Here is a 23,134-nt window from a genome sequence, read left to right as displayed (position 1 = left end):
ATGGCCGCTCCTGCGGATCTGGCTGGCGTGCAGGTGCTGGCCTTCGACATCTTCGGCACCGTGGTCGACTGGCACGGCAGCATCGTGCGCGAACTGCAGGAGCTGTACCCCGAGGTGGACGGCGATGCGTTCGCGCGCGCCTGGCGGGCCGGTTACCAGCCGGCCATGGCGCGGGTGCGCAGCGGCGAGCTGGGCTGGACGCGCATCGACGAGCTGCACCGCCTCATCCTCGACCAGATCCTGCCGCCGTTCGGCCTGGCCCACCTCGACGAAGCGGCGCGCCGCCATCTCAACCGCGTGTGGCACCGCCTCGATCCGTGGCCCGACAGCGTGGCGGGGCTCACGCGGCTGAAGGCCCGCTACACGCTGTGCACGCTGTCCAACGGCAACCTCGGCCTGCTGACCAACATGGCCAAGCGCGCCGGCCTGCCCTGGGATTGCGTGCTGTCGGCCGAGGTCTTCCGCGCCTACAAGCCCGACCCGGCCACCTACCTCGGCGTGGCGAACGTGTTTGATCTGGCGCCTGCCCAGGTGATGCTGGTCGCGGCCCACCACGACGACCTGGCCGGCGCCCGCGCCTGCGGCCTGCGCACGGCCTACATCGAGCGACCGCTCGAGTTTGGCGCCGGCCACCCCAAGGAGGTGGCGCCCCGGCCCGGCAATGACCTGCATTGCGCCAGCCTGCTGGCGCTGGCCGACCGGCTGGGCTGCTGACACCGCCGGGCTTGTCGTCCTGCACCGACAGCCAGGTTCGGCGCCGGCCGAGTGCCGGCGGCGCGGCCGCGGCGCAGCATGAGCCCATCCGATGCAGCAGGAGGATCTGTCATGCCCACCGACACCACCCCCGACCCGCTCGACATGGAGCGCCGGTCCGAAGCGCAAGTCATTCCGCAGGCCGTGCCGGGCGGCCGCCGCGTGGAGGCCCCCAAGCCGGACATCTCGCAACGCCCCGGCCTGCCCGAGCGGCCGCAGATCATGGCGGCCGACATCGAGGACGAGGACGAGGATCCCGTGGTCGACAGCGGCCCGGGCATCACCGACCAGGGCGAGCGGAGGTGAGATGCAGCGCCTGCACGACGTCCCGGCGCCGGAGTCCGTGCCGCCGGTGAACAACCCCGACCCGCAGCCGGGGGACGAGAAGCCCAGGATGCCGCCCTCGGAGGGCGGGCGCGACCAGGTGCCGGTGGAACTGCCCGGCAAGCCGGGTGTGCCGGAACGGGTGGGCGGCGCTAGTCGCGCGTGACGCGCAGCAGTTCCTCGCGCGAGGTGATGCCCTCGCGCACCAGCCGCTCGCCGTCGTCGCGCATCAGGGTCATGCCGGCGGCCAGGGCGGCCTCGCGGATCTCGGCCTCGGACGACCGGCCGTGGATCTGAGCGCGGATCGCGTCGCTGGCGGTCATCAGCTCGAACACCCCCGTGCGGCCCTGGTAGCCGGTGGTGCCGCAGGCGGCGCAGCCGCTGCCGTGGCACACGGGACAGAGCTTGCGCACCAGCCGCTGGGCCAGCACGCCCAGCAGGGAGGAGCTGAGCAGGAAGGGCTCGACCCCCATGTCGGTCAGGCGGGTGACCGCGCTGGCGGCGTCGTTGGTGTGCAGCGTGGCCAGCACCAGGTGGCCGGTGAGCGAGGCCTGGATCGCGATCTGGGCGGTCTCGTAGTCGCGGATCTCGCCGATCATGATGATGTCGGGGTCCTGGCGCAGGATGGCGCGCAGGGCCTTGGCGAAGTCGAGCTCGATGCGCGAGTTGACCTGGGTCTGGCCGACGCCGGGCAACTCGTACTCGATCGGATCCTCGACCGTCATGATGTTGCTGCTGCTCGCGTCCAGGCGCGACAGCGCGGCGTACAGCGTGGTGGTCTTTCCCGAGCCGGTGGGCCCGGTCACGAGGATGATGCCGTGCGGCTGCGAGATCAGGCCGAGGAAGCGGCGCAGGGTGTCGCCGGTCATGCCCACCGACTCGAGGCTGAGCTTGCTCTCGCTCTTGTCCAGCAGGCGCAGGACCGCCCGCTCGCCGTGCGCGCTGGGCAGGGTGGACACGCGCACGTCGACCGCGCGGGTGCCGATGCGCAGCGAGATGCGGCCGTCCTGCGGCAGGCGCTTCTCCGCGATGTCGAGGTCGGCCATGATCTTCAGCCGCGAGATCAGGGCCGCATGCAGCGCGCGATTGGGCTGCACCACTTCGCGCAGCGTGCCGTCGACCCGGAACCGCACCGAGGAGTGGCGCTCGTAGGGCTCGATGTGGATGTCGCTGGCGCCGTCGCGTGCCGCCTGGGTGAGCAGCGCGTTGAGCATCCGGATGATGGGCGCGTCGTCGCTGGTCTCCAGCAGATCCTCGACCGCCGGCAGCTCCTGCATCATGCGCGACAGGTCGGCCGCGTTCTGCACCTCGCTGACCACCGTGGCCGCGCTCGATTCGCCCTGCGCATAGGCGGCGCTGATGCGCTGGGCCAGGGCGGCCGGGTCGAGCTGCTGCAGCGCCCGCACCTGGAACTTGCGCATGACCTCGCTCCACGCGCCCGGCGCCGGCGAGCCGGCGTGCCACAGGGTGGGCGTGCTGCCGTCGTCCTCCACCAGCAACTGGTGGCTGCGGGCGAAGCTGTAGGGCAGGGGGTAGCGGGTGGGCATCAGGTGGGCAATCAGCGCACGGGCGCGGTCTGGGCGGGGGCCGGTGGCGCGGCCGGTGCCACCGGTGCGGCCGGCGCAGGCACCGCGGGGGCGGGCGCGGCTGGCGGCACCGGAGCGGTGGGCGACATCGGCATGGACCCGCCCGGGGTGGTGCGGGTTCCCGGCACCGGCAGCATCGGCCCCTCGTTGATCGGCACCACCACGCTGGAGCGCGGCTGCACGCTGTCCTGCTTCAGGCGCATGAGGTCGTAGCGGTCGAGCGACAGCTCGTCGGTCTGGGCGGCATCGCGCACCACCACCGGACGCATGAACACCATCAGGTTGGTCTTCTTGCGGCTGCGCGCCTCGCTCTTGAACAGGTTCCCGAACACCGGCACGTCGCCCAGGCCGGGCACCTTCTCCACGCTGCCCGCGTATTCGTCCTGCAGCAGGCCGCCCAGCACCACCACGGCGCCGTCCTCGACCAGCACGTTGGATTCGATCGAACGCTTGTTGGTGATGAGGCCGGTGGGCGAGTTGACGGAGGTGGCCAGCACGCTCGAGACCTCCTGGAAGATCTGCATGCGCACCGTGCCGTTCTCGCTGATCTGCGGCCGCACCCGCAGCGTCAGGCCGACGTCCTTGCGCTCGATGGTCTGGAACGGGTTGACCGAGCCGGCGGCGGCGCCGGTGTTGGTGAACTGGCCGGTGATGAACGGCACGTTCTGGCCGATGACGATGCGCGCTTCCTCGTTGTCCAGCGTCAGCAGGTTGGGGGTGGAGAGGATGTTGCCGTCGGCGTTGGATTCCAGGAAGCGCGCCAGCGCACCCAGGTAGAAGGTGCCGTTGATGTTCTTGACGATGCCGAGGTTGATGCCGGTGGACGGCGCCACGGTGCCGTCGGCGGCGCCGCGCTGCAGGCTGATGATGTTGGTGCCGCCGACGCTGAAGTTGGTGCCCAGCACGCCGATCCGGCTGCTGCTGCTGTCGCCGAAGATGTTCTGCCACTGCACGCCGAACTCGGCGGCCTTGTCGGCGTTGACCTCGGCGATCAGGCTCTCGACGAAGACCTGGGCCCGGCGCGCGTCCAGCCGGTCGATGACCGCGCGCAGCTGGCGGTACTGCGGCTCCGGCGCCGTGATGATCAGCGAGTTGGTGGCGGGGTCGGCCTGGATCTGGCCGCCGGTGGACGGCTGGGCCGTGGGCTGGGCGGCGGTGGTGGCCGGGCCGCTCAGGGTGCTGCCGAGCGTGCCGCCGATCTGCTGCGGCTGCACCGCCGCCGCCGTCGGGATGGTGCCGCCCTGCACCGAGAGGGCGCCGGTGCCGGTGCCCATGGCGGCCATCGCCGCACGCAGCGTGGTGGCCAGCCGGGTGGCCTCGGCGTTCTTCAGGTAGACGACGTAGATGTTGCCGGCGGGGTTCACGTCGCGCGGCTGGTCGAGGCGGTCGACCAGGGTGCGCACCAGGTTCATGCGGGCTGCGTTGGAGGCGCGCACGATCAGCGTGTTGGTGCGCGGCTCGGCCAGCACCGTGGTGCGGAACGAGGTGTCGGCCTGGCCCTGCGCCGCCGCGGCCGGCGAGCCGCTGGCCTCGACCAGGCGTTGCACCATTGGCGCCAGGTCGGACGCGAGGGCGTTCTTCAGCGGCAGCACCTCGACCTCGGTGGCATTGGAGACGTCCAGCGCCGCGATGATGCGGCCCATGCGCTGCAGGTTGTCGGCGTAGTCGGTGATCACCAGCGAGTTGTTGCCGGGATTGACGTTGATCGTGTTGTTCGGGCTGATCAGCGGCCGCAGGATGGGCACCAGGTTGTTGGCCGTCTCGTAGTTGAGCCGGAAGATCTGCGTCACGATCTGCGCGCCGCCCGGCGGCGAGCCGACCGACACCGTGCCGCCCTGCAGCTTGGCGTCGGCCTCCGGCACCACCTTCAGCAGGCCGGCCGCATCGACCACGGTGAAGCCCGACAGGCGCAGCGTCGAGACGAACTGGTTGAAGGCCTGCTGCGGCGGCACCGGGCGTTCGGTGGACAGCGAGATGGTGCCCTTCACGCGCGGGTCGACCACGATGTTGCGGCCGGTGATGGCGGCCATGGTGCGGGCCACGGCCTCGATCTCGGCGTTGGCGAAGTTCAGCGTCACCGGCTCGCTGGCCCGCTGCGCGTGGGTGCCACTGGCGCCGGCGACCAGCAGGCCGGCGGCGAGGGTCACGAGAGAGCGACGGAGAGTCATGACGATCAGCCTATGGAGATGATGGAGCGGGTGCCGGCAGGTCGGCCGATGATGTTCAGGAGGTTGGCAAGCGCCGCGCCACGCTCCGGCGCGGCGGTGGCCTCGCCGGTGAAGCGCAGCCGGTCGCCGACCCATTGGCCGCTGCCGGACAGCTGCAGCGCGCCCTCGACCGTGGCCAGCTGCAGGGATGGCACGGCGCCGCCCGACAGCGTGAGGCGGTAGGTGCCCATGGGACGCAGCGTCGACAGCCGCGAGCCGAGGCGCTCGGCCGTCAGCTCGGCGCTGCCGGCGACGGTGAACCGGCCCTCGGTCCAGCGCAGCGCCAGGTCCTTCGTGCGCAGCACCAGGTTGCCGTCCAGCTCGAGCGTGTTCCAGGGCGTGCCCAGGCCGCTGAGCAGGGCGGCCGGCCACTGCGACACGCCATCGCCCACGCGCACCGCGGCGCCGCGCCAGCCGGGACGGGCGAGCACGGCGATCGGGGTGGTGATGCAGCAATCCGAGCGCAGCGTCGCGCGCACGCCCGTGACGGCGGGCCGCAGGGTCCACGTCAGCCGGGAAGGCAGGACGGCGGCGTCGTTGCTGCCGGCCCCGCCAGCCAGCACCAGTTGCGCCGAGCCGTTCCACACCGTGCCGCGGGGGTCGTGCAGGCGCACCCGGCCGGCCGTCGCCTCGCTGAGGCTGTCGGCCAGCCAGCGGGCCGGCATGGACAAGACCAGCGTCAGCGCGAAGCCGAGGGCCGCACCGGCCACGGCCCAGGCCCACGGCCCGGGCGGGATGCGGGACAGGGGAGACGGCGTGCGGCGCACCGGTTGCTCCCGCCTCACCGACTCGGCAGGGTGACGACGACGGTGCCGTCCCAGCCGCCCGAGGCGCCGCGGCTCAGGCGAGCTTCACTCGGCAGGGCGCGGGCGTTGATGCGAGCTTGCGTCAGCCAGGTGGCCAGCGCATCGGCCGGCGCGGCGGTGAGCGTGATGGTGACGCGCTCGCCGCTGACCGTCATGCGGGCGCTGGTGCCCAGGCGCTGGCGCACCGCCGCCTCCAGCTGCTTGAGCGATTCGTCGTAGCCTTGCTTGGGCTGGGCCTGCAGGGCCTTGGCCTGCTGCTGCAACCCCTGCATGCGGCCCAGCTGTGCATCGAGCGCCTGGTGCTGGCTCTCGGCCGTGCGCACCACCGCCAGGGCCGGCCCCACGGCCAGCCACCACAGCAGGGCCAGCACCACCAGCGCCGCCGCGGCGCCGGCCAGGATCTTCTCGCGCGGCGCCAGGGTCTGCCAGGCGGCCGTCCATTTGGGCGGGAGCTTCATGGCTGCCCCTCGGCGCGCACGACCAGCGTGTCACCTTGCAGCGTGCCGGCGTAGCCCTGGCTGCGCAGGGCCTGGAGCACCGGCCGGGCCTCGGCTTCGGAGGCGGCCAGGCCGCGCACGCGCAGCTCGGACCCGTTGAATTCCAGCGCCGTGGCGGCGCGGCCCGGCGGCGCCGCCGCCGCCAGCGCGCCCAGCTGCGCCTCCAGGTCGCGCGACGACATGCCGCCGGTCACCTGGCGCAGCGCGGCGACCTCGCGGTCCATCTGCACCGGCGCATCGACGACCGCCCGCACCTGGGGGAAGGTGTCGGTGAGGACCGTGCGGGCGGCTTCGCGCTTGGCGGCGAGCGCCGAGCGCTCCTTCCAGGCCCAGGCGTTGAGGCCCAGCAGCTGGGCGGCGACCAGCACCGCCGCCGCCCAGCGCGCGGGCCGCCACTGCGGCGCCCGCAGCAGGTCGGCCCAGCCGGTCGAGAGCTTCTTCATGGTCCGGGCGCGCCCGGAACTGGCGAATTCGAACTGGGCCAGGTCCCAGCGGGTGCGGGCCGCGGCCAGCAGACGGGCCGCGGTGGGCTGCAGCTGGGGCGGGCGTTGCAGTACCTGCTCGGCCAGCGAGGCGACCGCCGGTTCGGCCACCACGGGGGTGGCCGCCGGCAAATCAGGCGGCAACAACGCCAGGGAACTGCTGGCCAGCGGCAGCAGCAGCACGCCGTCGGCGCCGGCATAGGCCAGCTGCGGCAGGTCGGGGTCGTCCAGTGCGTACAGGGCCGGTTCGCCTTCGGGCGCGAACTCGGGCACGACGCGCGCCGCCGGGCGCCCCGCCATCTCGAGCACCTGCAAGGCGCTGCGCAGCCAGGCGCGATCGCACGCGACGACCCAGGCGGGGGCCTCGGCGGCCGCCTGGGGCTGGACGGCGAAGTGCAGCTGGTCGGGGTCGTCCAGCAGGCGCTCCTCCAGCAGGCCCTCGAGGACGGCGCGCAGCCGCGGCGACCGCGGACCGGCGCCGCGCGGCAGCGTGACCTGGTGCCAGGACAACGCCGCGGCCGGTGCGATCGCCACCACCTCGCTGCCGGCACCGGCCGGCAGAGGCAGCAGGGCCGGCACGGCCTGTGCATGGACCGACACCGTCTGGCCGTCCGACGAGACCAGATACTCGAACTCGGCCTGCGCCGTGACGGGCGTGGGGGGAAGCAGGACGTAGATCGAACTCATGGGAAGGGCCATTGTAGGGAGCCGGCCAACTCTGCAGCCGAGCCAGACGCGGCCTTTTTACCGACTGGTGCCGGCCTGCATCACGAGCGCGGGATCGACCGCCGCCCGTTCGCGCGCGAGGGTGCGGACCTCGAGGCCGTCGCGCCGCACCAGCGACCTCTCCTCGACGATCAGCCGGTCCAGCCGCAGGCGGCCGCGCACCTCGAAGTAGCGCGAGTTCACCCCGACCGTCCCCTCCGTGAAGGCGGCTGCGTACTGGGGCATCAGCCGGCTGGCGTCCGACAGGTTGGTGTAGGGCGAAACGGCCCGGCGGGCCACCAGCTCCTGGGCGTCGGCCAGGGTGATGCCGTTGATGGCGGCATAGATCACCTCGGCGCTGGCCGTGTTGATGTTCACCTGGTAGCGGGGCAGCAGGGCGACGAAGGGGGCCACGTGCGGTGTCAGCGCCGCGATGGTGGCCGGCGACAGCCCCAGCCAGGCCAGCTGTTCAACCCGTTGCGGCATCAGGGGCGCCTGCGCCGCCGACTGGTTGTCGATATTGATATCGGAGGCGAAGCGCAGGTTCTCGGCCAGGCGGTTGAGTTCGGCCTGCGGCAGGCCCAGCAGCTCGAACAGGCGCTGGAAGCTGCGCAGGCCCACCTCGGAGATCTTGCCGGCTTCCACCAGGTTGTTGAGGTTCAGGCGGCCCTGCATGTCGATGATCTGGCCCGACAGGAAGACGTTGTCGTTGTCGCCGGTCGCATCGGCGGCCCCGCGGTCGGCCGCCAGGAAGGTCGACAGGCGGGCCTCCTGCAGCGGCACCGCCCAGGGCTCGTTCAGGTGGTCTGCTCCCCCGTTGCGCGCATCCTCGCGCAGGATGAGCCGGCCCCAGTCCTGGGCCCCGGTGAGCACCCAGGCGGCCTGCAGCCGCATGCGCTCGGACGCCTCCACCTCGACGCCGCGCCATTGCTGCCATAGTGCCGCCGATGCCAGCGTGGCCACCAGAGTGACCGTCAGCATGGCCGCCAGCAGGGCGGCACCGGTCTGCCGGGGCCGGGTCATGACGACTTGCCCCCGCCGACGGTGGGCCGCACCCAGTCGCGCGTCAGCTCGCCGGTGATCGCCTGGCCGGGCGGCAGCAGCAGCACGATGCGCACGCCATCCGGGACGGTGGCCGTCCGCGTGCCCGCCGGCGGCGTGGTGGCGCCGGCCCCCGGTGCCGGAGTGGTGGTCGACGACTGGGTCTGGTCACTCGACAGCGGGTTGGTCCAGGCGTCGCTGCGGTAATAGAACACCTGCCAGTCCTGCAGGCCGGTGACCGCCACTTCGCTGGCGCCAGGGATGGCGGCGTTGTTCTGCGCCCAGGCATCGGCGCGCCGCCAGGCTTCGTCGAGCTGGCCACGGGTGGTCACCGGCGGCGACTGCCAGCGCATCCAGCGGGCGACGCCGCGGTCGATCCGCCGGCTCCAGCCGACCACCACCACGCCGTCGGTGGGCGTGCCCGGCGCGCTGCGCGTCAGGCGCAGCACGCGGCCGTTCCAGTCGATCGCGTTGGACGGCGGCAACTCGACCAGGGCGTCCAGGTCGGCGCCCCATTGCGCCAGGCCGGTCTGCAGGACCTGCACCTCGTCGGCCCGCACCCGGGTCTGTTCCTGGGCCCGCGCCATGCCGTCCAGCCCGCGCCAGCTGAGCACGGCCATGAGGGCGAGCGCGAACAGCGCCACCAGCAGTTCGACCAGCGTGAAGCCCCGGGCCCTGCGTGCCACCTCAGTACCTCCCCAAGACCGTGGACAGCCGCAGCACCGGCGCCGCGGCCTCGAAGACCTGGGCGTCGACGCGCAGGAAGTTCGGGTTCGGCGTCGCCGCCACCGTGACGGCCACCTCGAAGTCGACGTTGCCCTGGCGGCAGCCGCTGCGGTTCTCGCCGACACCGGGCATCTGGCGTGCCAGCCGGATCTTCGTGAGGGCGTTCTCCGCGCACAACTGCGCAAGCAGCACGCTCGATTGCCGCAGGGCGTTGTTGGTGAGCGAGGTCGTGGCCTGCAGGCCGGCGGTGAGCGCGATGGCGACGATGGCCAGCGCCACCAGGACTTCGATCAGCGTGAAGCCGACCAGGCGGGCGCGGCGCCGGCGCGGACAGGCCCTGGTCGTCATGGCGCCACCTCGTTGCCGACCGTGAACGGGCGCAGGCCGTCGGTGGCGATGCGCAGCGTGCGTTGCGGCACGGCGGTGGACCCCAGCACCAGCTCCTGGCGGGCGATGATGGGCTCGGGGCCGAGCACCACGCGGGCGTCGCCCGCCACCACGGTCGCGTCGCTCAGCCAGCGCTCGGGCAGCGCGCCGCGCGGCAACCCCTCGAACCGGAACCCGCCCTGCACCGGATGCCAGACCACCGGAATGCCGCTGCTGCGCGATTGCGCGCGCGCCGATTCGAACAGGGCCGAGAGCCGTTGCGCTTCGCGCTCGAGCTGGGTGGAGGCGCTGTCGCGCAGCGCGAAGGCGACGCCGGCACTGGCGAACGCGATGATCGCGACCACCACCAGCAGTTCGATCAGCGTGAAGCCGGCGTGGCGCCGGCGTGCGAGGGGAGAGCCGATCGGACTACTGCCAGGAGCCGACGTCGGCATTCTTGCCTTCGCCGCCCGGCTGGCCGTCGGCGCCGTACGACATGACATCGATCTCGCCTCTCACGCCCGGGTTGAGGTACTGGTAGGGACGGCCCCAGGGGTCGTTCGGGAGGCGCTCGAGGTACTGCTTCCAGTTCATCGGAGCCGGTGCCGCCGTGGGGCGTGCCACCAGCGCCTGCAGCCCCTGTTCGGCCGTCGGGTAGCGCTGGTTGTCCAGGCGGTAGAGCTTGAGCGCCTGCATGAGGTTGTTGACGTCCGTCTTGGCCGCGGTGACGCGCGCATCGTCGGCACGGTCCAGCACATTGGGCACGATGAGGGCCGCCAGCACGCCGATGATGACCAGCACCACCATCAGTTCGATCAGGGTGAAGCCGGCCTGGGCCAGGCGCCGCGGCGCACGGCGCAGCGGGTTCAGGAGGGTCGTCGTGGACATTGCATCAATGATAATCGGCGCATGGTGAGCAATAGGGCCGGAAGCTGGACCTTGCGGGGCGTGACGTTCCTGCTCTGGGCATTGGCCGCGGCCAGCATCGCCTACTGGGGCCTGAAGCTCGGCTCTTCGCCCGCCGTTGGAGCCGGTCCGGTCGCCGGAGTTCGCGGCCCCGCGCCGGTCGACCCGGCGGCGGTCGGCCGCCTGCTGGGCCAGGTCGCCCCCGGCCCCACCACCGCCGGTCCCGCGCCGGCTGCACCTGCCGTGTCGAGCCGGTTCAACCTCATCGGGGTGGTGGCCGCACGCTCCCACCAGGGCGCCGCCCTGATCGCCGTCGACGGCCGGCCCGCCAAGCCGTACCGGGTCGGCAGCGCGATCGACGAAGGCCTGGTACTCAAGTCGGTCGAACCGCGGCGGGCGGTGCTGGCTGCCAGCAGCGACGGCCCGGCCGTCGTCACGCTCGAACTGCCGAAGGCACCGCAAGCGCAGTGAGCACCCGGCCGTTCAGGCCAGGTCGATCGTTTCCCAGCTGCCGAACGGCACCGGTTCGCGCGGCCAGTCGGCCGCCAATTCGACACGGTCGACACCGCGGGCAATCAGCCGGCAGGCACGGATCACACCGGCGTGCGTGATCCAGGCGCCGGGCTGCCGCGCGGCCCGGGCATCGGCCAGGGCCCGGCCGACGCGGGCGAGCAGGGCCTGCACCGTCTCGCCGCCACCCGGTGCATGGCAGGCGAAATCCGCGGTCCAGGCCGCCAGGGCCGGCGCGCCGATGGCCTCCCAGGGACGGCCTTCCCAGGCGCCGAAGTCCATCTCGTGCAGCCGCTCGTCGACGATCGCCGCGGGCAGGTCGGGGCGCAGCTCGGCGAGCGCCTCGGCCAGCTGGCGGCAGCGCTGCGCCGGCGAGCGGCGCAGCGGGGTTGCAGGCGGCAGTGCGCGCGCCAGCGCCTGGGCCGCGGCGCGCGTGGCTGGCCCGGCGGCCGGCAGGTCCAGTCGTCCGTAGCACAGGCCGGGTGCCGCCAGGGTGACGGCGTGGCGCACCAGCCAGAGCGTCACGCCCATGCCAGCGCGACGGCGGCGCCGCCATAGAACGCGAGCTCACCCAGTTGCTGGGTGGCGCCGAGCGCATCACCGGTGAAGCCGGCCAGTCGGCGCGCCAGCAGGCGCCGCATCCACGCCGCGGCGAGTGCGCTGGCCGCGAGGCCGGCGAGCGCAAACGGCGCGCCCAGGGCCAGGCCGGCCAGCACCAGGGGCACGCTGCTCCAGGCAGCGCCGGTCCACACCGCCGCCGTCGTGATGCGCTCGGCCAGCGGCTTGCTCTTGGAGCCGTCGGCGTCGCCGACATAGGCCATGGTGCGGATCAGGACCAGGGGCCAGAAGCGCGACACGGCATGCGCGGCGAGCAGGGCGGCGAGCACCGCCAGCGGAGCCACCGAGGCCAGCACGGCCAGCAGCGCGACCTTCAGCAGCAGCGCCAGCAGGAGGGCGATGGCGCCGTAGGCGCCGATGCGCGAGTCCTTCATGATGGCCAGCGCCCGCTCCCGCTCGGCACTGCCGCCCAGGCCATCGGCCAGATCGGCCAGTCCGTCCTCGTGGAACGCGCCGGTGAGCCACACGGTGCAGGCGGTCGAGGCCACGGCTGCCGCCAGCGGGGTGTAGGGCGAGACGGGCAGGGCCAGCGCGGTGACCGCGAAGGCCAGGCAGGCCGCCACCCCGACCAGCCAGCCGACGCCGGGGAAATGCGCCGCGCTGGCGCGCAGCATGGCGGGGCTGAAGCCCACCCAGCGCGCCAGGCCGCCGGTCACCGGCAGGCGGGTGAAGAACTGCACCGCCAACAGGTAGTGCCGCAGGAACCCGGTCGTCCGTGCGGTCCAGCCCATCAGCTGCGCAGGAACAGGCGGTAGGCCGGGTTGGCGGTTTCCTCGACGTAGGGATAGCCCAGCGTGTCGAGGAACGACTGGAAGGCGGCGCCGTCGCTGGCCGGCACCTGGATGCCGACCAGGATGCGGCCGTAGTCGGCGCCCTGGTTGCGGTAGTGGAAGAGCGAGATGTTCCAGCTCGGCCGCATGTGCGAGAGGAACTTCATCAGCGCGCCGGGACGCTCCGGGAACACGAACCGCAGCAGGCGCTCGTCGCGCGCCAGGCCGGAATGGCCGCCGACCATGTGGCGCAGGTGCTCCTTGGCCAGTTCGTCGTGCGTGAGGTCCAGCGCCTCGAAGCCGTGCCGGGTGAAGTTGGCGGCGATGCGGGCCGACTCGCCCTTGCCGCTGGTGGTCAGGCCGACGAACACGTGGGCCTGCGCTGCGTCGCTGATGCGGTAGTTGAATTCGGTGACGTTGCGCACGCCGCCGGGCAGGGTGCCGATCAGTTCGCAGAAGCGCTTGAAGCTGCCGCGCTCCTCGGGGATGGTGACCGCCAGCAGGGCCTCGCGCTCCTCGCCGACCTCGGCCCGTTCGGCGACGAAGCGCAGGCGGTCGAAGTTCATGTTGGCGCCGCACAGGATGGCGGCATAGGTCTGCCCGCGCGTCTTGTTGCTGGCGACGTACTGCTTGATGGCGGCCACCGCCATGGCACCGGCGGGCTCGACGATGCTGCGCGTGTCGACGAACACGTCCTTGATGGCGGCGCACACGGCATCGGTGTCCACCACCACGTACTCGTCGACCAGCTCGCGGGCGATACGGAACGTCTCCTCGCCCACCAGCTTGACGGCGGTGCCGTCCGAGAACAGGCCGACGTCGGCCAGCGTGACGCGCTTGTGCGCCGCCACCGACTGCTGCATGGCGTCGGAGTCGTTCATCTGGACGCCGATCACCTTGATCTCGGGACGCACGGCCTTGATGTAGTTGGCCACGCCCGAGACCAGGCCGCCGCCGCCGATGGCGACGAACACCGCATCCAGCGGCCCCTGGTGCTGGCGCAGGATCTCCATCGCGATCGTGCCCTGGCCGGCGATGACGTCGGGGTCGTCGAACGGGTGGATGAAGGTCAGGCCCTGCTGCTCGCACAGCGCGACGGCGTGCCCGTAGGCATCGGAGTAGCTGTCGCCGTGCAGGACCACCTCGCCGCCGAGCGCCTTGACGGCGTCGACCTTCAGGTTCGGGGTGGTGACCGGCATCACCACCAGCGCGCGGGTGCCCAGCCGGTGCGCCGCCATCGCGACGCCCTGGGCATGGTTGCCGGCCGAGGCGCAGATCACGCCCTGCTTGAGCGCCTGCGGCTCCAGCTGCGCCATCTTGTTGTACGCGCCGCGCAGCTTGAAACTGAACACCGGCTGCTGGTCTTCCCGCTTGAGCAGCACCTTGTTGTGAAGGCGCCGGCTGAGGGCCTTGGCCGGTTCCAGCGCCGATTCCACGGCCACGTCGTAGACCCGCGCCGTCAGGATCTTCTTCAGGTAATCGGCCGGCTTCAGGTGCTTGGTCATCGCACGGGATGATAAGTGGCGGGTTTTCGGCCGCCCCGCGAGCCCGTCCGGGCGCAGAAAAAAGCCCCTGGACCTTGCGGTCCGGGGGCTAAGTCCACCAAAGGAGAAGGTGGAGGAGACAAACGGTGCACAACGGGTTCGTTATGCTGCGAAACGAGTATAGCGTCAGATTTGCTGCGTCGCAGCAAGCCGGACGGCAGGTGCGTCGAAAACTTCACGGCTGAGCTCGGGCTCGGCCTCACGGGCGGGGCTAGACATGGAATGCACAGTGAGTTGGACCGGGGCGGCGGGCACGCAGTCCCCCATGGGGTTCGTGGCTGAAACGGGAAGTGGGCATGTGCTCACCATGGATGGGGCGCCGGACGAGGCGCGTCCCGAGAACGGCGGCCGCAACCTCGCGCCGCGCCCGATGGAGACCGTCCTGGCCGGCACCGGCGGCTGCACCGCCTACGACGTCGTCCTGATCCTCAAGCGCGGCCGGCACGCCGTCACCGGCTGCACGGTCAAGCTCACGTCCGAGCGGGCCCCGGTCGATCCCAAGGTGTTCACCAAGATCCACCTGCACTTCACCGTGACCGGCCGGGGCATCCCGGCCGTGGCGGTGGAGCGCGCCGTGCAGATGAGCCACGACAAGTACTGCTCGGCGACCATCATGCTGGCCAAGACGGCCGAGATCACCACCAGTTTCGAGGTGCGCGAGGCCTAGTGGCCGGCCGCCAAGGCGGCTCCTCTAGATGTAGTGCGCGGTGGTGGTCATGACGCGGGCCGCGGCGCGCATCAGGCCCCTGACCGGCGCCGGCAATTCCAGGGCGCCCCGGTCGAGGGCCTGCTGCGCATGTGCGGCCTCGTCCGCCTTCATCTGCGCCACGATGGCACGGGAGGCGTGGTCACCGGCGGGCAGCCGGCGCAGGTGGCTGTCGAGGTGGCTTTCGACCTGCCGCTCGGTCTCCACCACGAAGCCGAGGCTGACCCGATCGCCCAGCCGCCCCGCCAGCAGGCCCAGCGTGAAGGCGCCCGCGTACCACAGCGGGTTGAGCAGCGAGGGCCGGGCGTCCAGCTCGTCGAGTCGGGCCTGGGTCCACGCCAGGTGATCGGTTTCCTCGCGCGCGGCCTGCTCGAACTGCTCGCGCAGCAGCGGGTCGCGGGTGGCCACCGCCTGGGACGCGTAGAGGGCCTGGGCGCAGATCTCGCCCACGTGGTTGACCCGCATCAGGGCCCCGGCGTGGCGTCGCTCGTCGGCCGTCAGGTTCGACGGTTCGGCCGGCACGACCGGGCAGTCGCGCAGCGCCCGCGGCTTGGCAAACAAGGTCCGCAGCGCGGCATCGGCGGCTCCCAGCAATCTGTCCATGGACCGAGTTTAGGACGCCGGCGCTCGACCGGGCGCGGGCCGCGCCGCGGCAGCCCCGGCGGGCCCCTGTTGCGCAGTTTCCACTGTGCCTGAGGGACCTTGTTGCCCCCGTGCAACGAAACGGCTTGGCAGCGGCTAAATACTTTGCGTCACGAATGGCCCTCTGGTGCAATAGCGCCAACCTTCCAAAAGGAGGTTGGCCCGGGGATCCGGCGGGAGCATGTGAGTGCCTGCATTCGTGAGCCCTTCGAACCGGAGCCCTATGTTTAACCTTGGAGAAACTTGCATGAAAAAGTCCCTGATCGCTCTGGCCGTGCTGGCTGCCGCCGGCGCTGCCTCTGCTCAGTCGTCCGTCACCCTCGGCGGTATCCTGAAGGAAGGCGTTGGCCGCACTTCGTTCTCCGGCACGGGCACCGGTAGCAACACCGCCCTGATCGACGGTTCTTCGCGCATGCTGATCAGCGGCACGGAAGACCTGGGTGGCGGCCTGGCTGCCTTCTTCCAGCTCGACACCCGCTTCCGCATGGACGACGGCACCGCCGGCGCCACCCGCGTGAACAGCGGCAACACCTTCGTCGGCCTGCGTGGCGGCTGGGGTGCGTTCCAAGCTGGTCAGATGGACACCCACTACTGCACGAGCGTGAACGATGACATCGCCGGCAACGGCACCGCCATCGCTCTGCAAGCATCCAGCTGCGGCCTGCAAGGCTTCGTGAACGGTTCGGGCGGCACGGGCCGTTCGATCGCCGTGACCTCGCGTTCGCAGAACACCCTGCGCTACGTCACGCCGAACCTGGCTGGCTTCACCGGCCAAGTGTCGTACAGCTTCAACCCCTACGGTTCCGAGCGCGCCGTGACGGCCACCACCTCGCGTGGTAGCGCCGCCCAGCTGGGCCTGAACTACGACCAGGGCCCCCTGGCTGTTCGCTTCTCGTACTACCGTCACACCGCCACCGGCGGCACGGTTGCCACGACCGGCGACAACGCCGCCACCGGCACCGCCGCTTCGCAGCGCGCCTACACCCTGGGCGCTGGCTGGGACTTCGGCGTGGCCAAGGTCGGCCTGACCTACGACCGTTCCGAGCTGCGTGACCTGACCGCTGCCGCCTCCCCCTCGGTGGCCGGCGTCGGCACCGCCCAGCGTAGCGTCTGGATCCTGCCGGTCACCGTGCCGCTGGGCACCGGCCAGCTGATCGGTATGTACGCCCGCGCTGGCGACGTCAAGCTGGGCGTTGGCGGCACCGCTGCCAACACCGGCGCCAAGATGTTCTCGCTGGGCTACAACTACCCCCTGTCCAAGCGCACCTCGCTGGGCGTGAGCTACACCAAGCTGGACAACGAGTCGGCCGCCGTGTACCAGCTGTACACGAACAACAGCCTGGGCAACTCGGGTGCTGCCGCCATCGGCGCCGGCGCCGACCAGAGCCTGGTGTACCTGGGCCTGCGTCACGTCTTCTAATCTGGAGCCCGGGTCACCGGGCTTCCGACAGGAAGAATCCAAAAGCCGCCTTCGGGCGGCTTTTTTTCATTGAACGGCGTCGTTGTGATGAACGCCGAAGACCGATGCGCCTGCCTGCCTGCCTGTCCCCTTCCCTCACCCTGTCCCTGCTCGTGGCCCTGTGCGGGCCGCTGTCCGGATGCATGACCACGCCCGCCGAGCCGGCACCGATCGGCGCCAGTGCCTGGGCGCAAGCCTCGCGGCTGCCGGCGGGCACCGGGACCGAAGGCTGGTTGCACCAGAGTTTCCCCGGCAAGCGAGACGTGCAATTCGAGTCCGTGCGCCAGGACGGCCGCGACACCCTGGCCGCGACGGCCGATGCGGCGGCCAGCACCGTGCGCCACAAGGTGCGGATCGAGCCGGCCGAACTGGGCAGCCTGCGCTTTTCCTGGAAGGTCCCCGAGCTCATCGCCGAGGCCGACCTGGCCACGCGCGATGCCGACGATTCCCCGGTGCGGGTGATGCTCGCCTTCGACGGTGACCGCTCGCGCCTGTCGGCCAAGGACGCCATGCTGTCCGAGCTGATGCGCACGCTCACCGGCGAGGAGATGCCCTATGCGACGCTGATGTACGTGTGGTGCAACCAGCGCGCGCCGGGGACCGTCATCCGCAGCCCGCGCACCGAGCGCATCCGCAAGCTGGTGCTGGAGTCGGGACCGAACAAGCTGAACCGCTGGCTCGAGTACGAGCGGGACATCCGGGCCGACTACGAGCGCGCGTTCGGCGAACCGCCCGGCGCGCTGATCGGCGTGGCCATCATGACCGACAGCGACAACACCCGCTCGCTCGCCAAGGCCTGGTACGGGCCGGTGCGGTTCGGTGCCCTGGCCGCCACGCCCTGATCGCGACGCCGGACCGGGGAAATCCCGGTTTGACGCCGACCATCCCGCACCGCAGAGTCGTTCCCGGCGGCCTGGGGGCCGCCGCCCTTCCACGACAAGACGAGGTGATCATGGGGATGAAATCCGCACTCGTGTGCGCCGCCGCGATCGCGGCGCTGGCCGGCGCTCCGGCGCTGCACGCCAAGACGTTCCGCTGGTCCAGCGCGAGCGACATCCCGACGCTCGACATCCACTCGCAGAACAACGCGCTCGGCAACGGAGTCCACGCCGCCATCTACGACTCGCTGGTCTACTACAACAGCCAGACCTTCAAGCCGGAGCCGCAACTGGCCACCAGCTGGCGCGAGATCACGCCGACCCAGGTCCGGTTCACGCTGCGCCCGGGCGTGAAGTTCAGCGACGGCTCGCCCCTGACGGCGGACGACGTGGTGTTCTCCATCACGCGTGCGATGTCCAAGTCCTCCAACTACCAGGTCTATACGCAGGGCATCGACCGGGTGGTGAAGGTCAGCGACGACACGGTCGACTTCCTGATGAAGGGGCCCAACCCGGTGCTGCTGAACCAGCTGACCGAGCTGCGCATCATGAGCAAGGCCTGGGCGGAGAAGAACCGCTCGGTCGACCCCAAGGACATCCGCACCAAGGATGAGACCTTCGCCCACCGCAATGCCTTGGGCACCGGCCAGTTCACCGTCAAGGAGTGGCAGCCCGACCAGCGCCTGGTGCTGGTGAAGAACCCGAACTACTGGGGCCGCACCGACAGCAACGTCACCGAGATCGTGTACACGCCGATCAAGTCGGAGGCCACCCGGGTGGCGGCGCTGCTGTCCGGGGAGGTCGATTTCATCCTCGACCCGAGCCCGCAGGACCTGGCGCGCCTGCGCTCCAGCCAGGCGCTCAAGGTGATCGACGGCGTCGAGAACCGCACCATCTTCTTCGGCATGGACCAGTCGCGCGACGAGCTGCCGGGCTCCAGCGTCAAGGGCAAGAACCCGTTGAAGGACCTGCGGGTGCGCAAGGCGCTGTACCAGTCCATCGACAGCGACAGCCTGCACCGCGTCACCATGCGCGGCCTGTCGCAGCCCACCGGCACCATCGTCGCGCCGCAGGTGGCCGGCTGGACCGAGGCCGTGCACAAGCGCCTGCCCTACGACCCCGACGGCGCCAAGAAGCTGCTGGCCGAGGCCGGTTACCCGCAGGGCTTCGAGGTCGACTTCGCCTGCCCGAACAACCGCTACATCAACGACGAGGAGATCTGCCAGGCGGTCACGGCCATGTGGTCGCGCATCGGCGTGCGCGCCAAGCTGCGCACCCTGCCGCTGGTGACCTATTTCCCGATGATCCAGCGCTACGAGGCCAGCATCTACATGCTCGGCTGGGGCGTGCCGACCTTCGATTCGCTGTACAGCCTGCAGTCGCTCACGCGCACGGTGGGCCAGGGCGGCGACGGCAACTACAACGTCGGCCGGTACAGCAACCAGCGGATGGACTACGTCGTCGACCGCATCAAGGTCGAGACCGACCTGCCGGTGCGCAACCGCCTGCTCACCGAAGGCCTGCAGCTGAGCAACGACACGGTGTCGCACATCCCGCTGCACAACCAGATCATTCCCTGGGCGATGAAGAAGACCATCGATGCCACACATCGCGCCGACAACCGGCTCGACTGGCGCCTCATCAAGGTGAACTGACGTCACGAAACCCGGTCGCGAGCGTCCCTTCGCGCGGTCGCGCCGGGGACGCAGACGCGCGTTTCTACCGGGGCTGGCCCGTTGCTTGCTCTGCTAGCATCGCCACCCGCATTCCGCCGGTCCGATGTTCGCCTTCATTCTTCGCCGCCTGCTGCAGGCCGTGGTCGTCATGGTCGCCGTGGCCTTCATCGCGTTCCTGCTGTTCCAGTACGTCGGGGATCCGGTGGTGTTCCTGCTCGGCCAGGATGCCAAGCCGGAGGACATCCGCCAGCTGCGCTCCGACCTCGGCCTCGACCAGCCGTTCTTCGTGCAGTTCTGGCACTTCCTGGTCAACGCGGTGCAGGGCGAGTTCGGCCTCAGCCTGCGCCAGGGCGCCAAGGTGTCGCGCCTCATCGCCGAACGCTTCCCGGCCACCCTGGAGCTCGCGTTCGTGGCCGCCTTCCTCGCGCTGGCGATCGGCATCCCGATGGGGGTGTACGCGGCGCTGCGGCGCGGCACGGTCATGAGCCAGGTGTTCATGACGCTGTCGCTGCTCGGGGTGTCGCTGCCCACCTTCCTGATCGGCATCCTGCTGATCCTGGTGTTCGCCGTGCACCTGGGCTGGTTCCCCAGCTTCGGCCGCGGCGAGACCGTGCAGCTGGGCTGGTGGACCACGGGCCTGCTCAAGGCCAAGGGCTGGCACCACATCACGCTGCCGGCCATCACGCTGGCGATCTTCCAGCTCACCCTCATCATGCGGCTGGTGCGGGCCGAGATGCTGGAGGTGCTGCGCACCGACTACGTGAAGTTCGCGCGCGCCCGCGGCCTGTCCGACCGCGCCATCCACTTCGGCCACGCGCTGAAGAACACGCTGGTGCCGGTCATGACCATCACCGGCCTGCAGCTGGGCGGCCTGATCGCCTTCGCCATCATCACCGAGACGGTGTTCCAGTGGCCCGGCATGGGGCTGCTGTTCATCCAGGCCGTCACCTTCGCCGACATCCCTGTCATGGCGGCGTACCTGTGCCTGATCGCGCTGATCTTCGTCGTCATCAACCTGGTGGTCGACCTGCTGTATTTCGCCGTCGATCCGCGCCTGCGCGTGGGCGGCGGCCGGGGGCACTGATGCTCGGCACCGTTCCCAACCTGCGCTTCCGGGCCAACGGCCGGGCATTCGCGCGCATCGCGCAGTTCCACCCCGAACTCACGGCGTTCCGCCGCGACCTGCATGCCCACCCCGAGCTGGGATTCGAGGAGGTGTACACGGCGGCGCGGGTGCGCGAGGCGCTGAAGGTCTGCGGCGTCGACGAGGTCCACACCGGCATCGGCAAGACCGGGCTGGTGGGCGTCATCCACGGCCGCCGCAACGGCAGCGGCCGCATGGTCGGCCTGCGCGCCGACATGGACGCGCTGACCATGGCCGAGAGCAACGAGTTCGCCTGGCGCTCCACCCGCGCCGGCATGATGCACGGCTGCGGCCACGACGGCCACACCGCCATGCTGGTGGGGGCGGCGCGCTACCTGGCCGAGACGCGCAACTTCGACGGCACCGCTGTCGTGATCTTCCAGCCCGGCGAGGAAGGCTTCGCCGGCGCGCGCGCCATGATCGAGGACGGCCTGTTCGACCGCTTCCCGGTCGAGGCGGTGTACGGCATGCACAACTGGCCCGGGCTGCGGCCCGGCACCATCGGCCTGAACCCCGGCCCGATGATGGCGGCCGCCGACAAGATCACGATCGAGATCACCGGCAAGGGCGGCCACGGCGCCCACGCCTACCTGGCGGTCGACCCGGTGCTGGTCGCCGGCCACATCATCACCGGCGTGCAGAGCATCGTCTCGCGCAACGTCCGCCCCGTCGACGGCGCGGTCATCAGCCTGTGCGCCTTGCAGGCCGGCGACGTGCACGCGATGAGCGTCATCCCCGGCAAGGCCCTGCTGGTGGGCACGGTGCGCACCTTCACCTCCGAGGTGCAGGAGCTGGTCGAGCGCCGCCTCACCGAGCTGTGCAGCGCGATCGCGCTGGGGTTCGGCGCCACCGCCTCGGTCAAGTACGAGCGCGTGTACCCGGCCACCACCAACAGCGCGCGCGAGGCCCTGTTCGCCGCCCACGTGGCCGAATCGCTGGTCGGCGCCGACCACGTGGTGCGCGACCTCGAGCCCAGCATGGGCGCCGAGGACTTCTCGTTCATGCTGCAGGTCAAGCCGGGCGCCTACCTGCGCATCGGGCAGGGCGGCGAGGGCAGCTGCATGCTGCACAACGCGCGCTACGACTTCAACGACGACATCCTGCCCCTGGGCTCGGCACTGCATGCCGGGCTGGTCGAACAATCCCTGCCGATGCATCCGGCCTGATCCCGCCGCTCACCCGTTCCGAAGGAGCTGACAATGAAGATGAAGACCTCCCTGCTGTCCACCGCGCTGCTGCTGGCGCTGGCCACGGGCGCCTCGGCGCAGACCGTGCGCGTCGCCAACCAGGGCGACGCATTGTCGATGGACCCGCACTCGCTCAACGAGTCGCTCCAGCTGTCGGTCACCGGCAACGTCTACGAGCCGCTGGTCGGCCGTGCCAAGGACCTGAGCCTGGCGCCGGCGCTGGCCACGTCCTGGAAGCAGACCTCGCCCACCGTGTGGCGCTTCGAGCTGCGCAAGGGCGTCCAGTTCCACGACGGCACGCCGTTCACGGCCGACGACGTCATCTTCTCGTTCCAGCGCGTCGCCGGCGAAGGCTCCGACCTCAAGAGCAACGTCAACGACATCAAGGAAGTTCGCAAGGTCAACGACCTCACGGTCGACATCGAGACCAAGGCGCCGTTCCCCATCCTGCCCAACCAGCTCACCACCACCTACATCCTGAGCAAGAAGTGGTGCGAGACCAACCAGGCCACGCGCCCGGTCGACCGCCGCAAGGGCATCGAGAACGCCGCCTCGTTCCGCGCCAACGGCACCGGCCCGTTCCGCCTGCGCGAGCGCCAGCCCAACGTGCGCACGACCTTCGTGCGCAACGGCAACTACTGGGGCACCATCGACGGCAATGCCCAGGAGGTGATCTACACGCCGATCGGCAACGACGCCACCCGCGTGGCCGCGCTGCTGTCCGGCGAGATCGACGTGATGGAGCCGGTGCCGGTGCAGGACATCGAGCGCATCAACGCCTCGCCGGCGGCGCAGGTGCTGCAGGGCCCCGAGCTGCGCACCATCTTCCTGGGCATGGACCAGAAGCGCGACGAACTGCTGTATTCCAGCGTCAAGGGCAAGAACCCGTTCAAGGACAAGCGCGTGCGCCAGGCCTTCTACCAGGCCATCGACGTCGACGGCATCCAGAAGACGGTGATGCGCGGCGCCGCCAAGCCCACCGCCCTCATGGTCGGCCCGGGCGTCAACGGTTTCGTACCCGAGCTGAACAAGCGCCTGCCCTTCGACGCCGACGGCGCCAAGAAGCTGCTGGCCGAGGCCGGCTACCCGAGCGGCTTCGAGGTCACGATGAACTGCCCGAACGACCGCTACGTCAACGACGCGCGGATCTGCCAGACCGTCGCCGCCAACCTGGCGCGCATCGGCGTCAAGATCAACCTGGCCGCCGAGACCAAGGGCACCTACTTCCCCAAGATCCTGCGCCGCGACACCAGCTTCTACCTGCTCGGCTGGACGCCCAGCACCTACGACGCGCATGACGCCCTGAATGCGCTGATGGCCTGCCCGGACGACAAGGGCGCCGGCCAGTTCAACCTGGGCGCCTACTGCAATCCCAAGGTCGACCAGCTGATCCGCACCATCCAGTCCGAGGTCAACCAGCCCAAGCGCTCGGCCATGATCAAGGAGGCCTTCGAGCTGCACACGGCCGACATCGGCCACCTGCCGCTGCACCAGCAGGCGCTGGCCTGGGGCACGTCGCGCAAGGTGACCCTCACCCAGCGGGCCGACAACTACATGCCCTTCAAGTGGATCTCCATCAAGAAGTGACCGGCTGACGCGAC

At 70.7% G+C, this 23,134-nt stretch carries 25 protein-coding genes; 11 read left to right on the top strand and 14 right to left on the bottom strand.

The window, feature by feature from the left end:
- The 3 genes from GON04_RS12935 to GON04_RS12925 all read left to right on the top strand — a co-directional run bounded on the left by GON04_RS12935 (position 1) and on the right by GON04_RS12925 (position 1,243).
- Positions 1-714, top strand: coding sequence for a haloacid dehalogenase type II (locus GON04_RS12935; protein WP_157398251.1), 714 nt, complete (start codon positions 1-3; stop codon positions 712-714).
- Positions 715-825: 111 nt separating this feature from the next.
- Entirely contained in the window at positions 826-1,059 is a 234-nt protein-coding gene (locus tag GON04_RS12930) for a hypothetical protein (protein ID WP_157398250.1), read from the top strand.
- A gap of 1 nt (position 1,060) precedes the next feature.
- Positions 1,061-1,243, top strand: a complete 183-nt coding sequence (locus GON04_RS12925) for a hypothetical protein (protein ID WP_157398249.1) — start codon at positions 1,061-1,063, stop codon at positions 1,241-1,243.
- Here the strand turns inward: GON04_RS12925 and GON04_RS12920 are convergent.
- Genes GON04_RS12920 through gspG form a run of 10 tightly spaced genes read right to left on the bottom strand, consistent with a single transcriptional unit; the run spans position 1,230 to position 10,381 of the window.
- Complete coding sequence (locus GON04_RS12920; protein WP_157398248.1) at positions 1,230-2,624, bottom strand: GspE/PulE family protein; 1,395 nt, start codon at positions 2,622-2,624, stop codon at positions 1,230-1,232. The genes GON04_RS12925 and GON04_RS12920 overlap by 14 nt on opposite strands.
- A gap of 11 nt (positions 2,625-2,635) precedes the next feature.
- Positions 2,636-4,831: a type II secretion system secretin GspD gene (gene gspD, locus GON04_RS12915; protein WP_157398247.1), complete on the bottom strand. Its 2,196-nt coding sequence runs from the start codon at positions 4,829-4,831 to the stop codon at positions 2,636-2,638.
- A 5-nt stretch (positions 4,832-4,836) separates the two neighbouring features.
- Positions 4,837-5,655: a type II secretion system protein N gene (gspN, locus tag GON04_RS12910; protein WP_338050948.1), complete on the bottom strand. Its 819-nt coding sequence runs from the start codon at positions 5,653-5,655 to the stop codon at positions 4,837-4,839.
- Complete coding sequence (gspM, locus tag GON04_RS12905) at positions 5,652-6,134, bottom strand: type II secretion system protein GspM (protein ID WP_157398246.1); 483 nt, start codon at positions 6,132-6,134, stop codon at positions 5,652-5,654. Before gspM ends, gspN begins: the two co-directional genes overlap by 4 nt.
- Positions 6,131-7,342 carry a type II secretion system protein GspL gene (gene gspL, locus GON04_RS12900; RefSeq protein ID WP_157398245.1) on the bottom strand — a complete coding sequence of 404 codons (1,212 nt, stop codon included), beginning with the start codon at positions 7,340-7,342 and terminating at the stop codon, positions 6,131-6,133. The genes gspM and gspL overlap by 4 nt, the downstream gene beginning before the upstream one ends.
- 57 nt (positions 7,343-7,399) lie before the next feature.
- The gene (gene gspK / locus GON04_RS12895; RefSeq protein WP_157398244.1) at positions 7,400-8,383 is read right to left on the bottom strand and encodes a type II secretion system minor pseudopilin GspK; all 984 of its coding nucleotides are present in this window, start codon (positions 8,381-8,383) and stop codon (positions 7,400-7,402) included.
- Positions 8,380-9,087, bottom strand: a complete 708-nt coding sequence (locus GON04_RS12890) for a prepilin-type N-terminal cleavage/methylation domain-containing protein (protein ID WP_181654023.1) — start codon at positions 9,085-9,087, stop codon at positions 8,380-8,382. The genes gspK and GON04_RS12890 overlap by 4 nt, the downstream gene beginning before the upstream one ends.
- A 1-nt stretch (position 9,088) precedes the next feature.
- Positions 9,089-9,475, bottom strand: coding sequence for a type II secretion system minor pseudopilin GspI (gene gspI / locus GON04_RS12885; protein WP_157398243.1), 387 nt, complete (start codon positions 9,473-9,475; stop codon positions 9,089-9,091).
- Complete coding sequence (locus GON04_RS12880) at positions 9,472-9,948, bottom strand: pilus assembly FimT family protein (RefSeq protein ID WP_157398242.1); 477 nt, start codon at positions 9,946-9,948, stop codon at positions 9,472-9,474. The genes gspI and GON04_RS12880 overlap by 4 nt, the downstream gene beginning before the upstream one ends.
- Positions 9,923-10,381, bottom strand: a complete 459-nt coding sequence (gene gspG / locus GON04_RS12875; protein WP_157398241.1) for a type II secretion system major pseudopilin GspG — start codon at positions 10,379-10,381, stop codon at positions 9,923-9,925. Before gspG ends, GON04_RS12880 begins: the two co-directional genes overlap by 26 nt.
- A gap of 60 nt (positions 10,382-10,441) precedes the next feature.
- Here gspG and GON04_RS12870 point away from each other — a divergent pair, with 60 nt between their 5' ends.
- Complete coding sequence (locus GON04_RS12870) at positions 10,442-10,870, top strand: type II secretion system protein N (protein WP_338050947.1); 429 nt, start codon at positions 10,442-10,444, stop codon at positions 10,868-10,870.
- Between the two features lie 12 nt (positions 10,871-10,882).
- Here GON04_RS12870 and GON04_RS12865 read toward each other — a convergent pair whose 3' ends face one another.
- Genes GON04_RS12865 through ilvA form a run of 3 tightly spaced genes read right to left on the bottom strand, consistent with a single transcriptional unit; the run spans position 10,883 to position 13,802 of the window.
- Positions 10,883-11,440 carry a histidine phosphatase family protein gene (locus GON04_RS12865; protein WP_157398239.1) on the bottom strand — a complete coding sequence of 186 codons (558 nt, stop codon included), beginning with the start codon at positions 11,438-11,440 and terminating at the stop codon, positions 10,883-10,885.
- Positions 11,431-12,258, bottom strand: a complete 828-nt coding sequence (locus tag GON04_RS12860; protein WP_157398238.1) for an adenosylcobinamide-GDP ribazoletransferase — start codon at positions 12,256-12,258, stop codon at positions 11,431-11,433. The genes GON04_RS12865 and GON04_RS12860 overlap by 10 nt, the downstream gene beginning before the upstream one ends.
- Positions 12,258-13,802: a threonine ammonia-lyase, biosynthetic gene (gene ilvA / locus GON04_RS12855; protein ID WP_157398237.1), complete on the bottom strand. Its 1,545-nt coding sequence runs from the start codon at positions 13,800-13,802 to the stop codon at positions 12,258-12,260. The genes GON04_RS12860 and ilvA overlap by 1 nt, the downstream gene beginning before the upstream one ends.
- 256 nt (positions 13,803-14,058) lie before the next feature.
- Between ilvA and GON04_RS12850 the strand changes: the two genes are divergently transcribed.
- Entirely contained in the window at positions 14,059-14,508 is a 450-nt protein-coding gene (locus GON04_RS12850) for an OsmC family protein (RefSeq protein WP_157398236.1), read from the top strand.
- Positions 14,509-14,532: 24 nt separating this feature from the next.
- Here GON04_RS12850 and coq7 read toward each other — a convergent pair whose 3' ends face one another.
- A complete protein-coding gene (gene coq7, locus GON04_RS12845; RefSeq protein ID WP_157398235.1) occupies positions 14,533-15,150 on the bottom strand; it encodes a 2-polyprenyl-3-methyl-6-methoxy-1,4-benzoquinone monooxygenase in 618 nt (205 codons plus the stop codon).
- A gap of 286 nt (positions 15,151-15,436) precedes the next feature.
- On the opposite strand from coq7, the gene GON04_RS12840 reads away from it, so the two are divergent.
- The 6 genes from GON04_RS12840 (at position 15,437) to GON04_RS12815 (ending at position 23,120) form a co-directional block, all read left to right on the top strand.
- A complete protein-coding gene (locus GON04_RS12840) occupies positions 15,437-16,609 on the top strand; it encodes a porin (protein ID WP_157398234.1) in 1,173 nt (390 codons plus the stop codon).
- A gap of 104 nt (positions 16,610-16,713) precedes the next feature.
- On the top strand, positions 16,714-17,490 hold the full coding sequence (locus GON04_RS12835; RefSeq protein WP_157398233.1) for a DUF3047 domain-containing protein: 777 nt from the start codon (positions 16,714-16,716) through the stop codon (positions 17,488-17,490).
- A 110-nt stretch (positions 17,491-17,600) separates the two neighbouring features.
- On the top strand, positions 17,601-19,181 hold the full coding sequence (locus GON04_RS12830; RefSeq protein ID WP_157398232.1) for an ABC transporter substrate-binding protein: 1,581 nt from the start codon (positions 17,601-17,603) through the stop codon (positions 19,179-19,181).
- Between the two features lie 124 nt (positions 19,182-19,305).
- Entirely contained in the window at positions 19,306-20,286 is a 981-nt protein-coding gene (locus tag GON04_RS12825; protein ID WP_157398231.1) for an ABC transporter permease, read from the top strand.
- Complete coding sequence (locus tag GON04_RS12820) at positions 20,286-21,512, top strand: M20 aminoacylase family protein (RefSeq protein ID WP_157398230.1); 1,227 nt, start codon at positions 20,286-20,288, stop codon at positions 21,510-21,512. Before GON04_RS12825 ends, GON04_RS12820 begins: the two co-directional genes overlap by 1 nt.
- A gap of 33 nt (positions 21,513-21,545) precedes the next feature.
- Positions 21,546-23,120, top strand: a complete 1,575-nt coding sequence (locus GON04_RS12815; protein WP_157398229.1) for an ABC transporter substrate-binding protein — start codon at positions 21,546-21,548, stop codon at positions 23,118-23,120.
- Positions 23,121-23,134 lie beyond the last annotated feature (14 nt).

The organism is Ramlibacter pinisoli (assembly GCF_009758015.1).
In the GTDB taxonomy this organism is placed as follows: domain Bacteria; phylum Pseudomonadota; class Gammaproteobacteria; order Burkholderiales; family Burkholderiaceae_C; genus Ramlibacter; species Ramlibacter pinisoli.
Note: the sequence above shows the minus strand (reverse complement) of the source record. Positions and strands in the feature narration are given on the sequence as shown.

Bases quoted from the DNA above. Each gene is read 5' to 3' on its own strand.
- GON04_RS12935 (WP_157398251.1), top strand. From the start codon at position 1: ATGGCCGCTCCTGCGGATCTGGCTGGCGTGCAGGTGCTGGCCTTCGAC.
- GON04_RS12930 (WP_157398250.1), top strand. From the start codon at position 826: ATGCCCACCGACACCACCCCCGACCCGCTCGACATGGAGCGCCGGTCC.
- GON04_RS12925 (WP_157398249.1), top strand. From the start codon at position 1,061: ATGCAGCGCCTGCACGACGTCCCGGCGCCGGAGTCCGTGCCGCCGGTG.
- GON04_RS12920 (WP_157398248.1), bottom strand. From the start codon at position 2,624: ATGCCCACCCGCTACCCCCTGCCCTACAGCTTCGCCCGCAGCCACCAG.
- gspD (WP_157398247.1), bottom strand. From the start codon at position 4,831: ATGACTCTCCGTCGCTCTCTCGTGACCCTCGCCGCCGGCCTGCTGGTC.
- gspM (WP_157398246.1), bottom strand. From the start codon at position 6,134: ATGAAGCTCCCGCCCAAATGGACGGCCGCCTGGCAGACCCTGGCGCCG.
- gspL (WP_157398245.1), bottom strand. From the start codon at position 7,342: ATGAGTTCGATCTACGTCCTGCTTCCCCCCACGCCCGTCACGGCGCAG.
- gspK (WP_157398244.1), bottom strand. From the start codon at position 8,383: ATGACCCGGCCCCGGCAGACCGGTGCCGCCCTGCTGGCGGCCATGCTG.
- gspI (WP_157398243.1), bottom strand. From the start codon at position 9,475: ATGACGACCAGGGCCTGTCCGCGCCGGCGCCGCGCCCGCCTGGTCGGC.
- GON04_RS12880 (WP_157398242.1), bottom strand. From the start codon at position 9,948: ATGCCGACGTCGGCTCCTGGCAGTAGTCCGATCGGCTCTCCCCTCGCA.
- gspG (WP_157398241.1), bottom strand. From the start codon at position 10,381: ATGTCCACGACGACCCTCCTGAACCCGCTGCGCCGTGCGCCGCGGCGC.
- GON04_RS12865 (WP_157398239.1), bottom strand. From the start codon at position 11,440: ATGGGCGTGACGCTCTGGCTGGTGCGCCACGCCGTCACCCTGGCGGCA.
- GON04_RS12860 (WP_157398238.1), bottom strand. From the start codon at position 12,258: ATGGGCTGGACCGCACGGACGACCGGGTTCCTGCGGCACTACCTGTTG.
- ilvA (WP_157398237.1), bottom strand. From the start codon at position 13,802: ATGACCAAGCACCTGAAGCCGGCCGATTACCTGAAGAAGATCCTGACG.
- GON04_RS12850 (WP_157398236.1), top strand. From the start codon at position 14,059: ATGGAATGCACAGTGAGTTGGACCGGGGCGGCGGGCACGCAGTCCCCC.
- coq7 (WP_157398235.1), bottom strand. From the start codon at position 15,150: ATGGACAGATTGCTGGGAGCCGCCGATGCCGCGCTGCGGACCTTGTTT.
- GON04_RS12840 (WP_157398234.1), top strand. From the start codon at position 15,437: ATGAAAAAGTCCCTGATCGCTCTGGCCGTGCTGGCTGCCGCCGGCGCT.
- GON04_RS12835 (WP_157398233.1), top strand. From the start codon at position 16,714: ATGCGCCTGCCTGCCTGCCTGTCCCCTTCCCTCACCCTGTCCCTGCTC.
- GON04_RS12830 (WP_157398232.1), top strand. From the start codon at position 17,601: ATGGGGATGAAATCCGCACTCGTGTGCGCCGCCGCGATCGCGGCGCTG.
- GON04_RS12825 (WP_157398231.1), top strand. From the start codon at position 19,306: ATGTTCGCCTTCATTCTTCGCCGCCTGCTGCAGGCCGTGGTCGTCATG.
- GON04_RS12820 (WP_157398230.1), top strand. From the start codon at position 20,286: ATGCTCGGCACCGTTCCCAACCTGCGCTTCCGGGCCAACGGCCGGGCA.
- GON04_RS12815 (WP_157398229.1), top strand. From the start codon at position 21,546: ATGAAGATGAAGACCTCCCTGCTGTCCACCGCGCTGCTGCTGGCGCTG.